Source organism: Polynucleobacter sp. UK-Gri1-W3, from assembly GCF_018881595.1.
Lineage (GTDB): Bacteria > Pseudomonadota > Gammaproteobacteria > Burkholderiales > Burkholderiaceae > Polynucleobacter.
This window is the reverse complement of the sequence record NZ_JACVQA010000008.1, coordinates 171,538-184,906: the sequence shown is the minus strand read 5'-3', so window position 1 is coordinate 184,906 and position 13,369 is coordinate 171,538. Positions and strand designations below refer to the sequence as shown.

Genomic DNA, 13,369 nt, shown 5'->3' with positions numbered 1-13,369 from the left:
ATTTACTTAATTAATGCAAAAGCTCGTTCTCGCATCCAACAATGCTGGCAAGGTAAAAGAATTTCAGGCGCTTTTAGCACCCCTGAACTTTCAAGTCATCCCGCAAGGTGAATTAGGCATTCCTTCCGCAGAAGAGCCGCACCACACATTTGTTGAAAACGCCCTTGCTAAAGCACGGCATGCTAGCGCTCTATCTGGCTTGCCTGCCTTAGCTGATGATTCCGGTATTTGCGCCCATGCTTTGGATGGCATGCCAGGCGTATTGTCGGCTCGCTATGCGGGAGATCAAGGCAATGATGCAGCCAACAATCAAAAACTCATCCAAGAATTAAAGGGTCAGGCAGATCGAGGCGCTCATTATGTTTGCGCTCTAGTGTTCGTCAACGGCGTCAATGATCCGGAACCCATCATTGTGCAAACCCGTTGGTATGGCCAAATTATTGAACAGGCAACAGGTTCTAATGGCTTTGGTTACGACCCCCACTTCTTTTTACCTGAGCAAAAACTCACTGCAGCACAACTAGATCCTGCGCAAAAGAATTTAATCAGTCACCGTGGCCAAGCTTTGCGTGAGCTCATTGCCCAACTCAAATCTCGTGCTTAGTTCAAATCCCAATAAAGTTAGTCTTACTGCATTGCCACCTCTGGCTTTGTACATTCACTTTCCTTGGTGCGAAAAAAAATGCCCCTATTGCGATTTCAACTCCCATCAAATTAAAAATGGCGTATCTAAAGCAGGCTTTGATGAGGATCGTTATATCAATGTACTCATCGCCGATTTAGAAACTGAACTAGCCAATACGTGGGGGCGTCAGGTTCATAGTATTTTTATTGGTGGCGGCACACCTAGCCTTTTGTCTGCAGAAGGTATGGATCGATTACTCTGCGCTGTACGTGCTCGCGTTAACCTAGAGCCTGATGCTGAGATCACCATGGAGGCCAACCCAGGATCTATCGAAGCCGATAAATTTGCAGGATTTGCAAAGGCAGGCATTAATCGGGTGTCGATAGGAGTTCAGAGCTTTCAGGATGAACAGCTTAAAGCCTTGGGGCGCATTCACAATGGTGAGGAAGCTAGGCGCGCAATTGAGATTGCGCTGAAACATTTCAAATCGGTGAATCTTGATCTCATGTATGGCCTCCCTAAGCAGACATTAGAGTTAGCCAAGGCAGATGTAGAGACAGCACTTTCTTTTAAAACACCCCATCTATCCTTTTATAACCTCACGCTAGAGCCTAATACCTACTTCGCAAACTTTCCACCGCAATTACCAAGCGATGATGAAGTCGATGCCATCTTTGAACAGAATGTGGATTTACTTACAAAGGCAGGTTACAAACGCTATGAGGTTTCTGCTTACGCCCAGAAGAACCAAGAGTGCAAACATAATCTGAACTACTGGCGCTTTGGCGATTACATTGGTATTGGCGCCGGCGCTCATGGAAAGATTTCCTACCCGGACAAGATTACACGTCAAGTACGTGAACGCCACCCTGAAACCTATATGCAGGCAATGGAATCCAAGGGCAACGCCTTAATTGAAAACAAAGTTATTGAACCCCAGGATCTCCCTTTTGAATTTATGCTTAACGTCTTAAGATTGAAGGACGGGGTTGATACCAGCACCTTTAGCGAGCGTACCGGACTTCCGTTAAATGTGATTAGCAAAGATTTAGATGTGGCAAGTAAAAAAGGCTTGCTGGATCAAAACCCTTCGAAACTAAAGGCTACTGATCAGGGTTTACGCTATCTCAATAATCTTCAAGAGCTGTTTCTCAGTTAAAGTAATTAACTTAATAAATATAAAAATCCGATTCGGAGACAAGCAATGATTCAAAGTAAGTTAGCTGGCAGTGCGTATGCACGGGTTCTGTTTTTATGCGCGTTTGCCATTAGCGCAATTTCTATCTCTACCAACACCTTTGCGCAAGCCAAATCATGGCCAGATAAGCCAATTAAATTAATCGTTGGATTTCCGCCAGGTGGAGGCTCAGATGCGATTGCCCGCATTATCTCCATCAATCTATCCCAAATGTGGGGTCAACAGGTCATCGTTGATAACCGCGGCGGTGCCGCCGGAACAATTGCTGCCGATCTTGTTGCCAAATCTCCAGCTGATGGATACACCCTTGGTCTTGCGCATGTCAATGCGCTCTCGATCATTCCAGCGCTAGGTCAAAAGATGGCATATAACGCCACTACTGACTTTACGCCAATTGTTTTGCTCGGCGTTACACCAAACATTCTGATTGCCAACGTTGATGCTCCAGCCAAGAACGTCAAAGATTTGGTTGCCTATATGAAACAAAACCCTGGCAAGGTTAGTTTTGGATCAGCCGGAAATGGAAGCACTCAACATCTGGCCTTTGAATTATTGATGCATATGTCTGGCACACAAGCACTCCATATTCCATACAAAGGCAGCGGACCTGTTTTGGTTGATCTAATGGCTGGACATATTACTTATGCATTTGAAACTATGGGGGCAGCAACGCCGCATATTCAAAGCGGCAAAGTTATCGCTCTCGCGCAAACCCGCACTAAGCGCTCAGCCGCCTACCCTAGCCTGCCGACTATGGAACAACTTGGTTATGCAGGATTTGAAGCAACAGCTTGGTACGGTCTCATGGGCCCAGCAAAGCTTGATCCAAAGATCGTGGATAAGATTAATGCTGATGTGAATACCATATTACGCAAACCTGAAGTACAGGCCAAGTTAGCCGAGGTCGGTGCAGAAGATGGTGGCGGTTCACCAGCAGCTTTTAGCAAGTTTATTGTTAAAGACAGAAATCAATGGGCTAAGCTAGTAAAAGACGCCAAACTACAAGTGGATCTCAATTAATCATTAAATCAAATGACCAAAAGGACCCATCAGGGTCCTTTTGTTATCAGTCTCGATAAGAAAGGCAGCCTACTCTCCAGCTGTAATCGCCATCTCTTGCGCTGCAAATGGATCTTTGGCTGGAGCTGCGGATTTGGGAGCAGCCTTTCCTTTTGTCCCTGGCATTAATTCAAAATCAGGCACAAAGACAGTCAAGGTGCTCCTAAGCTGATCAAAAGGCTTGCGATCACCATCAAACTTTACCTTGCCTTCGGCTAAGAGTTTGTCAAAAGTCGTTTGGCCGCCCATTACTTGCTCAAGATCACTTCGATTCAGCGTAATAGTCAGATTGGGGTTCTTGGCTTGCTGACCTTTAATGTTGGTCAATGCAGAGTTACTCATTTCAATCACAAACTTTTCGCCATTGTCTGGAGTAGAAAGATTGATGACGAAATTCATACCTGCTGCTTTTTTACTATCCATGCTGATGGCTAAGGCATTGAGCCAGAGTTCGGTTGTCATGCCTTTGATCATGTCTGGGCCATTAGACTTTGGCGAGGCACCTGATGGCATGCCATGACGAAGTTCATAAGCAGCTCCCAAGAAGCTATTACGCATACTTGGGCTTTCTTTTTGGTAGCCGATTTGCTCAAAGATGTCAGCAAGCAAGTCTTTCGCGGCAGTATTGTTCGGCTGTGCGTAGACTAATTTATTTACGATCTCCATTGCCTCGCGGTACTTGCCCTGCTTATAGAGCTCTTTACCCTTTGCCATGATCTTGGCTGAACCACCCATCATCTCTACATAGAGTGGCGCAGAATCTTTTGGCGATAATGGCGCTAGCGTTGCTGGATTGGCATCCCAATAGCCCAAATAACGATTAATAACGGCACGGCTATTGTGCTCTTCAGATCCGTGATAGCTATGAGCGGCCCATTGCTTCTTCAAGCTCTCAGGCTGTTTATAGACATTCTGGATTTCATTAATGGTGACACCATTGTTTGCTAGGTGAAGGACTTCGTTATGCAAGTGTGCATAACTATCGCGCTGCGTACGCATCACTTCCTGAATACGTTCATTACCCCAACGCGGCCATGTATGTGATGCAAACATGACTTCACTTTCATTGCCATAGCGATATAAGGCGTTGTTGATATTCTTAGACCATGCCAAGGAGTCACGAACTAAAGCACCCCGCAAGGTGTAAATATTGTGAATCGTACCGGTGATATTTTCTGCCGCCCAGAAGGCTTTAAATTGCGGGAAGTAGGTATTCATCTCGGCAGGAGCTTCAGTGCCTGGAGTGTTTTGGAATTCCATTTCCACGCCATCAACCGTCATTTTTTCGTATGGCTGATTGATATAGACGTTAGGCTCAATAAGACCTAAATTGCCTGCTGCAGTATTTTTGCCGATCGATTGATCCACATGTCCAAAGGGACTTCTTGGCAATAACACTCCGTATTGGAAGTACATTCTGCGGGTCATGGCATTACCGGCATAGACGTTCTCAGCAATCGCATGATCCATAAAGCCAGCCGGGGCAATGATCTTTACCTTGCCACTCTTGACATCCGCCTCATCCACTACCCCTCTCACACCACCGAAGTGATCTCCGTGTGAATGGGAATACACCACCGCTACCACTGGAAGCTTACCAAGCTTTTCATTTACCAACTCTAGAGCAGCACGCGCTGTTTCTTTGGCAGTCAATGGATCAAACACAATCCAGCCGCTATTGGTTTTAACAAAACTAATATTGGCCAAATCAAAGCCGCGAACTTGATAGATTTTTCCTGGCACTACTTCATACAAGCCATAACTCATATTCAGAATGGCTTGGCGTTGTAACGAAGGATGGACACTATCAAAGTCTTTACCTTGCAATAAGAAGTCATAGCTTCCCATGTCCCAGGCAACATTACCCGCATCGGCCATGATGGTCTTATAGGGAGGCGCGGCGATAAAACCTCTCTTTGACTCTTCAAAATCTCGCCTATCTTCAAATGGCAGAGTCTTGCGAAGCCCGTTTTGTAGCTCAACAGTGTAACTAGATGGTGCTTTACCCTTCTCATCAAAGTGCTTGCCTTGCATAGCACCTGGATCGGCAACAACTCCACCGCCACCAGCAGCGAGAACTAAGCCAGAGGTCAGCATGCCAACTGCAAAAGAAATTTTGGTAAGTTTGATTTTCATAAGAGCCTAAAGAAGAGATGTTTTATTACTTTAATGATATGTTTGAGCAAATCCATAGCAATTAGCCCTACAGCCAATAACAAAGATGGAAGGATTAAATTGAATACTGCGCAACCAAAGGCAAACGTACAAAAAAGGTGGTTCCTTTACCGGCAAAAGACTCAAACCAAATAGAGCCACCATGCCTAGAAATAATATGCTTACATAACCACAGACCAATGCCCATTCCCGAGCTTTTGGTAGTCGAGAGGAGTTCAAACATATGGGTCTGGACATCCTGGTCAATCCCTAAACCACTATCTGTGATCGATATTTGAATCTCAGATCCAATATGCTTACCCAAAATGGTGATTGTCTTATCTGCTTTATCCGAGGACTTCAAGGCATCAATGGCGTTGTTCAATAGATTCAAAAGAACCTGTTGTAGCTCGCTCTTATTTGCCGTTATAAATAAATCTTTTTCTAACTTCAATACTATTTGAATATTTTGCTTAGCAATCTCAGGGCTAGCGATAGTAAGCACTAAGTCTATTAAATCAGCGACATCCACTTTGGATGTCAGGATTTTTTCATCAGCAAAAACAGATCTGAGGGATCGAATGATGTTTGCTGCTCGCTGGTTATCCGATAGCAATGAATCTAAAATTTCTTTTTGCAACTCAGGATCTACACTTCCTTCAGTTAATTTTTTTTGTAGGAATTGTATATTTAGGTTTGAAGCACCTAAAGGTTGATTCAGCTCATGCGCAATGGATGCTGATAAAGCCCCAGTGCTAGCGGTCTTGTTAGCCTTTAATAATGAGGCAATCAAAAGGTCTCGCTCTTGCAATAGTTTTTTAGTTGTCTCATTTTCGGCTATCACATTGATGTTGGCGACAACGACTTGCTCAGCCCAATAACTACCAATGGCTATATAAGAGAGCGTATTCATAACCAACTGAGAGATAGTAAAGATAATCAGTATTTGCGGAATTTGCTCAACACGCGTAATCGCAACAGCAGATGTAACTAATATTAAAAAACGGCCTATCGCAAAAAATATTTCTGCAAAGCTTGCACATTGCATATAAAGCAACTGTTTTGAGGGTGAAGTTTTTCTTTTGACGGCCAACTCATAAATTTGCCAGCAATAAAAAATACTGGCAATGGCAGCCATTACAGCAGTTCGAATCTCAAAAGTACCGTGTAGGCGCATGTATTCGAATGTAAGAATGAAAATGAGGACTGAAGCTAAGGCATAGATCTTTGTTTGCTTTGAGACCTCTCGATTAAGCGACTGACAAAATAAGACTTGCAATAACGCAGCGATATAAAAAAGGCTATTAGCTACCGTGAAATTAAATTCAGGGTTCACAATATTTTGTAGAGTGACAGCTCCAGCGCCAAAAGTTAATAAGCCCGCCACGCTAACTATTATTGAGAACATCCAATAGAAACTAGGTTTAAGAAGGCTTTGGGAGCGGTAATAATGATAAATACCCAAAAATAAGCCCATCTGAATGATGGCGAGAATAAAGAAGTAGATAGAAATTAGAACCTTCATGTTCGCTATAGTACATCCACTGAATTGAATCGCTAAAATCGAATAATGCGGCTTTTTAGTAGAACCCAGCTCCTTTTCTTTGTCACCCTATTTGCCGCTGGGATTAGCTTTGCACATGCCCAATCCGCCCTCTATAACGCCGCAAATAATTACCTTAAAAAGCGTGCTGATGCCTTTATGACAATTACCGGCTACTCTCTCACGCCAGATATCACTACAGGCTCCTTATCTATTCGCAACAACGGTGGCGATAATGCTGACTTACAAATGATCTCTTTAGGTGGCGGTGACCGTATTAGCGCTAATTTTCCACTCTACTTAGAGGGTACTCTGGCAGTAAATCGTTACAACCCTACTTTTACCGATGGGATTGGGAACAGCTCTATTACTGTGCCAGTTCACTGGAATAGCGTGACTGGCACTGGAGGTGTTGGCTGGGATTTTCCGATTACAAATGAACTGCGCTTTCGCCCTATTGCCAATGTCATGCTGGGGCACCTAGAGAGCGATCTCTCTATTGCTTCTCGAGTCATTCAAAATCAGAAAGGGATTGATTTGCAATTCCTGAACGGTGGTCGCATGAACTCTTATGGTTTAGGTGGCTCAGTCATGCTCGATTATGAAAATTACAAACCCGATCAAGAGATTGATGTGGAGTTGCGTTACACCAATATTCCGGTCCAAACATTTGCGACATCTACCGCGGTTCAGGGATCAGCAGACTCGCAAAGTCTGGCACTTTGGGCCCGCAGTCGCATTCCAACACCGATAACACTATTAGATAGACCCTTAAGAGCTGTATTTGAGTTGGCACATACGGAGTTTCTAGGAGACCTACGGGGAGCGCTCGGGTTCAATTCCCTATCCTCAGTTGGCACCGGTATAGAATTGGATCGAAGTGCCTCTGACCCTATATTTACTAGGGTTAGGGTTGTATTTCGCTACCAATTTGGACAAAAAGTGCATGGCACCTCTATCGGGCTAGCGGCAAGCTTCTAGCAATACAATAGAAGCAAGTACTAAATTACTAGTATTTAGACATTTCCGCATCGCCATCTAATGGTGATGTACTTCAAATATCTTAAGGATCAAACCATTATGAAAAAAATTATCATTGCTGTCGTTATTGCTGCAATCGCAGTTGGCAGTTACTTTTACCTTACTAAACCAAAAGCACCTATTGCTGGAGTAGCCGCTCAAGAAGCCGCACTTATTTATGACGGTGAAGTAACTAAAGTTGATGCTGCAACACGCACAGTTACTCTAAAAAACAAAGATGGCGAGACTTCTATCGTTGCCGGCCCTGAAGTGAAGAACTTTGCTGAAATTAAAGTAGGCGACCATTTTGATGTTGTTTATGAAATGGCTGTAGCGATTGAATTGGTTAAGGTTAAAAATCCAGGCGTAACTAGCGAGCAAGTTACTACTAGCACAGCAACTGCCCCAAAAGGCGACAAGCCAGGCATGATCACTACTAATACCGTTACTGCAACTGCTAATGTTGAAGCAATTGACACAGCTAAGAATGTTGTTACTTTAAAAGGTCCGCAAGGAAACATCTTCAAGGTGAAGGTTCAGAACCCTGACTTGATGAAAGATATCGCTGTAAACGATCAAGTAAAAGTGGTTTACACAGAAGCAATTGCCGCAGTAGTAAGCGCACCAGCTGCTAAGAAGTAATCCAGAAATGCAGTAGCTCTTTTTAGTAGCTGAAAAGATAAAAGCCCAGCAAGTAGTTGCTGGGCTTTTTACATTTAACTTGGTGGAAGAGGTGTCTGCAAATCTATAGAACCATAAGACTCCATGAAATTCCTAAAATAGCCTTGTAAGCACTTAAACGTATGTATTTTTTCAATGATGTTACCAAAAGATATCACTAGGAGACTCATAACATCCCCTGTAAAATGGTACACATAAAGGTACACAGAAGAAGTATCTTAACAAGGGGATACCCTTGAATGTCATTGCAAAACCCCTTGCAGAAGCTTGTCAAAAAGGCTTGCTGGACCCCAACCCCTCTTTACTCAGGCCCACGGAACAAGGTTTGCGCTATTTAAACAATTTGCAAGAGATTTTCTTGGCTTGAGAACCCAAGGGCTTATGATGTTGCCTGAGGCTTAAAGCACTAAAACCACCACTCCAATTTGCACTTTTTCCTAATGTAGCCCCATGAAACCTTTCCTGCACAAAATTGGTCAAGCACTCTACCGTTTAGCCCTGCGCATTCGGGATAATCCAATTTGGCCAAAATGGTGGCGCTTTTCTCAAAAAAAGTATGCGTTGGGACGTCTGCGACTGGTGGAATTCAATCAGCGCATGACCGATTATGTACAGCCCCGTTTGGAAAAACTCGCGCGGTTCATTACTAGAAAACCTGAATTCAAGATCAGTAGAAGATTCACACAGATTCTCTTTTATATTGCCGTCTACCTAGTCCTGAGTTTTGTATGGAATTTCATCAGCGGCTTTCTGTCAGATTCTAAAGCGCGCGATGCCCGTAACAGGCCCGTATCAGTTGTGACCTCACCTATTGAACGTGGCGACATTACCGTGATCCAAACTGCTTTGGGTACAGTTACTCCTCGTAATGTGGTCACTGTGCGCACCCAAGTCAGTGGCATTCTAAGTAAGCTCTACTTTAGAGAGGGTGATTTAGTAAAGGCTGGCCAATTACTAGCCCAAGTTGATCCGCGTCCTTTTGAGGCTGCACTGAAGCAGGCACAGGGCACACTCGACAAGGATCAGGCTTTACTCAGCAATGCTGAAACTGACTTGAAGCGCTACGATATCTTGCTCAAACAAGACTCTATTTCTAAGCAGGTCTACGCAACTCAAAAGGCCTTGGTTCAGCAATACAAGGGTAATGTTTTAACTGATGAAGGCTCTGTCAGTGCCGCTAAATTACAGCTCGAGTTTTCGCATATCACCTCACCGATCAATGGTCGCATTGGTTTGCGTTTTGTTGACCCTGGTAACTTAGTTCAGCCTAGTGACGCTAGTGGGTTGTTCGTGATTACACAACTTCAACCCACTACCGTCCTATTTTCGGTGCCTCAAGAAGTAATTCCAGCATTTAAGAAATTCCTAGAAGAGCCACCTCCTCCTGAGAATGCTCCCGCTCCGGCTCCGGCTTCAGCTCCTACAGCTAGCAATGGCACTCAAACGAGCGCATCACCCCTAGCTGAAAAGATACTAATCCCAGTGGAGGCTTGGAGTAGTGATAACAAAGTGAAATTAGCCACTGGGTTTTTGGAAAGTATCGACAATGAAATCGATATCACCACCGGTACCGTCAAATTACGCGGTATTTTTGCCAATGAGAATCTCAATCTCTTCCCGAATCAATTTGTTAATGTACGGGTCGTCCTTGAAACCCTCAAAAATACACTCGTGATTCCTGTGCCCGCTATTCAGCGCGGAACTCCGGGTACTTTTGTTTACCGCTTAAATAACAACAACACTGTCTCGGTCGTGCCAGTGAAGTTGGGGCCGATAGATGGCTACAACCAGCAAGTGCTGGATGGTCTTTCTGCAGGCAATATTGTGGTGGTGGATGGCACGGATAAGTTGCGCAATGGTTCCAAGGTCATGGTTGGCAAAGCTTCCAGTGCAGTGAACCCGGACTCAAAATCTGGCTGGGGTAGCTCAAAAAAATCTAAACGTGCTGCTCAGGGTAATTAAGGTAGCTATCCAGTTGCATCGACTTTTCAGTTATTGATGAACCCCTCACGAATATTTATCCTCCGCCCAATTGCCACCTCGCTCCTGATGGTGGCAATTTTGCTTGGGGGGCTTTTAGCCTATCGTGGCTTACCAATTTCCTCTTTACCCCAGGTTGACTATCCCACCATTCAGGTAGTTACTTTATATCCCGGTGGTAGCCCAGATGTGATGGCTTCTCTAGTCACCGCTCCACTTGAGCGCCAGTTTGGTCAAATGCCTGGACTCAATCAAATGTCTTCAGTGAGCTCGGGAGGCGCATCCGTCATTGTCCTGCAATTTGGCCTAGAAATGAGTTTGGATGTTGCTGAGCAAGAAGTGCAAGCCGCAATTAATGCAGCAAATTCGTTGTTACCGGGAGATCTGCCTGCGCCACCGATTTATAACAAAGTCAATCCGGCTGACACCCCCATCCTCACGCTGGCAATTACTTCTGCCACGCTGCCATTAACGCGGGTCGAAGATTTAGTAGACACTCGCCTAGCGCAAAAGATTTCTCAAATTCCTGGCGTCGGTCTCGTGAGCGTCTCAGGAGGGCAAAGACCCGCTGTACGCATCATTGCCAACCCAGGAGCGCTGGCCAGCAAAGGCTTAAGTCTTGATGATGTCCGCGTAGCGATTGGTAACGCCAATATCAATTCAGCTAAAGGTAGCTTTGATGGTCCTTATCAGTCCTCCACGATTGATGCCAATGATCAAATCAAATCGGCTGAAGGCTACAAAGATCTCATCATCACTTACAACAATGGCGCTCCGGTACGTATTTCCGATGTCGCACGGGTTATTAATGGCCCCGAGAATGTTCGTCTTGGGGCATGGGCCAATCAGCAACCCGCCATCATCCTCAATATCCAACGCCAACCTGGCGCCAATGTAATTGAGGTAGTGGATCAAATCAAAACGCTATTGCCCCAACTCTCAGCTAGTCTGCCGCAAGCACTGGAAGTCAAAATATTAACTGACCGTACGAGCACCATCCGCGCTTCAGTACATGACGTGCAAGTTGAACTGCTGTTTTCGATTCTGTTAGTGGTGCTGGTAATTTATGTTTTCCTGCGCAGTGTGCCGGCCACCATTATTCCCGGCATTGCCGTACCCCTCTCACTCATCGGCACCTTCGGCATCATGCAATGGGTTGGCTTTTCATTAAATAATTTATCGCTCATGGCCTTAACAATTGCCACTGGTTTTGTCGTGGATGATGCCATTGTGATGATTGAGAATATCTCACGCTATATCGAGGAAGGTGATAATCCGCTTGAAGCAGCCTTAAAGGGCTCAAAGCAAATTGGCTTTACGATCATCTCCTTAACCGTATCGCTTCTGGCAGTACTCATCCCCCTGCTCTTTATGGGAGATGTGGTGGGCAGACTCTTTAGGGAATTTGCGGTCACATTAGCAGTCGCGATCGTTATCTCTGCAGTGGTATCTCTGACTCTAACGCCAATGATGTGCGCCCTGCTATTGCATCACATTCCAGAAAGTCAGCAATCAAAGTTTTATCACTGGAGCGGCCAACAATTCGATCGCCTCATTCACCAATATAGTCTTGGCCTCAATTGGGTTTTGGATCGTGAAAAAGCAACCCTAGCAGTTGCTTTCTTGACCTTAGTACTCACCATCTTGCTTTATATTTTTATACCAAAGGGATTCTTCCCGAGCCAAGATACTGGCATGATTCAAGGTATTTCCGAGGCGCCGCAATCGATTTCTTATGCAGCGATGGCGCAGCGTCAACAAGCTTTAGCAGACATCATCCTCAAAGATCCTGATGTGGATAGCTTGTCCTCATTTATCGGGGTGGATGGTACAAACGCCACGCTCAATAGTGGGCGGATGCTGATTAATCTTAAGCCCCATGCTGACCGGGATAGCGTCAAAACAGTTTTAGCCAGAATCCAAAATCAGGTGGATCGACTCACTGATATCAAACTCTTCTTGCAGCCAGTGCAAGATCTCACCATCGAGGATCGGGTGAGTCGGACGCAATATCAATTCACGCTAGAAGACGCCAGCCCAACCGAGTTAAATGAGTGGACCCCAAAGATTATTGAAAAGCTCAATACCGTCCCCGAACTCAGTAGCGTCACAAGCGATCTTCAAAACAAAGGTTTGCAATCCTACATTGCGATTGATCGCGATGTTGCGGCGCGCTTGGGTGTGACGATCGCGGCGATCGATAACGCTTTATACAATGCCTATGGTCAACGTCTGATCTCCACCATCTTTACCCAAACCAACCAATATCGTGTGGTCTTGCAAGCGGCGCAGAGTGAGGAGCCTGGCCTCAACGCTTTAGATGCGATCTATGTACCTAGCACCTCTGGCAAACAAATTCAGTTAAGCGTACTCGCTCAAATTGAAGAACGCTATGGCCCACTCAATATCAATCATCAAGGGCAATTTCCGGCCACAACGATATCGTTTAACTTAAGTCGTACTGCCTCATTGGGAGATGCAGTTGCCGCGATCACCGCAGCGCAAGCAGAAATTCAAGTGCCGGCGAGTTTAATCACTCGCTTTCAAGGCGCTTCCAAAGCCTTTAATGCTTCTTTAAGTAATACAGTCGTACTCATTGTGGCAGCCATTATCTGTATGTATATTGTGCTGGGCATTTTGTACGAAAGCTATATTCACCCGATCACGATTCTATCCACCCTTCCCTCAGCCGGAGTAGGCGCCTTACTCTCGCTCATGATCACGGGTAATGATCTGGATATTATTGGCGTGATTGGCATTATCTTGCTCATTGGTATCGTCAAGAAAAATGCCATCATGATGATTGACTTTGCTTTAGAGGCAGAGCGCACCCAAGGTAAGTCGCCTCGGGAAGCCATTTATGAGGCTTGCCTCTTGCGCTTACGCCCCATTTTAATGACTACCTTTGCAGCCCTTCTAGGCGCCCTTCCTCTCATGCTGGGTACAGGTACCGGCTCTGAGTTGCGCCACCCACTCGGCATCACGATGGTCGGCGGTTTATTGTTCAGTCAAGTACTGACTCTGTTTACAACACCAGTCATTTATTTGGCATTTGATCGCCTATCGCTGCGCCTAAAAGCCTACCAAGCCAGCCGCAAAGGATAACTAT

Annotated in this window: 9 protein-coding genes; 7 read left to right on the top strand and 2 right to left on the bottom strand. The window is 45.2% G+C overall.

Annotation, left to right across the window (positions count from 1 at the left end):
* The first annotated feature begins 13 nt into the window (after positions 1–13).
* Genes rdgB through ICN36_RS08815 form a run of 3 tightly spaced genes read left to right on the top strand, consistent with a single transcriptional unit; the run spans position 14 to position 2,843 of the window.
* The gene (gene rdgB / locus ICN36_RS08825) at positions 14–604 is read left to right on the top strand and encodes an RdgB/HAM1 family non-canonical purine NTP pyrophosphatase (RefSeq protein ID WP_216228012.1); all 591 of its coding nucleotides are present in this window, start codon (positions 14–16) and stop codon (positions 602–604) included.
* Positions 597–1,784, top strand: coding sequence for a radical SAM family heme chaperone HemW (gene hemW / locus ICN36_RS08820; protein ID WP_216228011.1), 1,188 nt, complete (start codon positions 597–599; stop codon positions 1,782–1,784). The genes rdgB and hemW overlap by 8 nt, the downstream gene beginning before the upstream one ends.
* Before the next feature lie 45 nt (positions 1,785–1,829).
* Entirely contained in the window at positions 1,830–2,843 is a 1,014-nt protein-coding gene (locus ICN36_RS08815) for a tripartite tricarboxylate transporter substrate binding protein (protein WP_216228010.1), read from the top strand.
* A gap of 69 nt (positions 2,844–2,912) precedes the next feature.
* On the opposite strand, the gene ICN36_RS08810 is transcribed toward ICN36_RS08815, so the two are convergent.
* Both ICN36_RS08810 and ICN36_RS08805 read right to left on the bottom strand, forming a co-directional pair.
* Entirely contained in the window at positions 2,913–5,018 is a 2,106-nt protein-coding gene (locus ICN36_RS08810; protein ID WP_216228009.1) for an alkyl/aryl-sulfatase, read from the bottom strand.
* Positions 5,019–5,112: 94 nt separating this feature from the next.
* Positions 5,113–6,561, bottom strand: a complete 1,449-nt coding sequence (locus ICN36_RS08805; protein WP_216228008.1) for a sensor histidine kinase — start codon at positions 6,559–6,561, stop codon at positions 5,113–5,115.
* Positions 6,562–6,606: 45 nt separating this feature from the next.
* Between ICN36_RS08805 and ICN36_RS08800 the strand changes: the two genes are divergently transcribed.
* The 4 genes from ICN36_RS08800 to ICN36_RS08785 all read left to right on the top strand — a co-directional run bounded on the left by ICN36_RS08800 (position 6,607) and on the right by ICN36_RS08785 (position 13,365).
* Entirely contained in the window at positions 6,607–7,560 is a 954-nt protein-coding gene (locus ICN36_RS08800; RefSeq protein WP_216862074.1) for a hypothetical protein, read from the top strand.
* A 99-nt stretch (positions 7,561–7,659) separates the two neighbouring features.
* A complete protein-coding gene (locus tag ICN36_RS08795) occupies positions 7,660–8,241 on the top strand; it encodes a hypothetical protein (protein ID WP_216228007.1) in 582 nt (193 codons plus the stop codon).
* Between the two features lie 489 nt (positions 8,242–8,730).
* Positions 8,731–10,242, top strand: a complete 1,512-nt coding sequence (locus tag ICN36_RS08790) for an efflux RND transporter periplasmic adaptor subunit (protein ID WP_216228006.1) — start codon at positions 8,731–8,733, stop codon at positions 10,240–10,242.
* A gap of 36 nt (positions 10,243–10,278) precedes the next feature.
* Positions 10,279–13,365 carry an MdtB/MuxB family multidrug efflux RND transporter permease subunit gene (locus ICN36_RS08785; protein WP_216228005.1) on the top strand — a complete coding sequence of 1,029 codons (3,087 nt, stop codon included), beginning with the start codon at positions 10,279–10,281 and terminating at the stop codon, positions 13,363–13,365.
* Positions 13,366–13,369 lie beyond the last annotated feature (4 nt).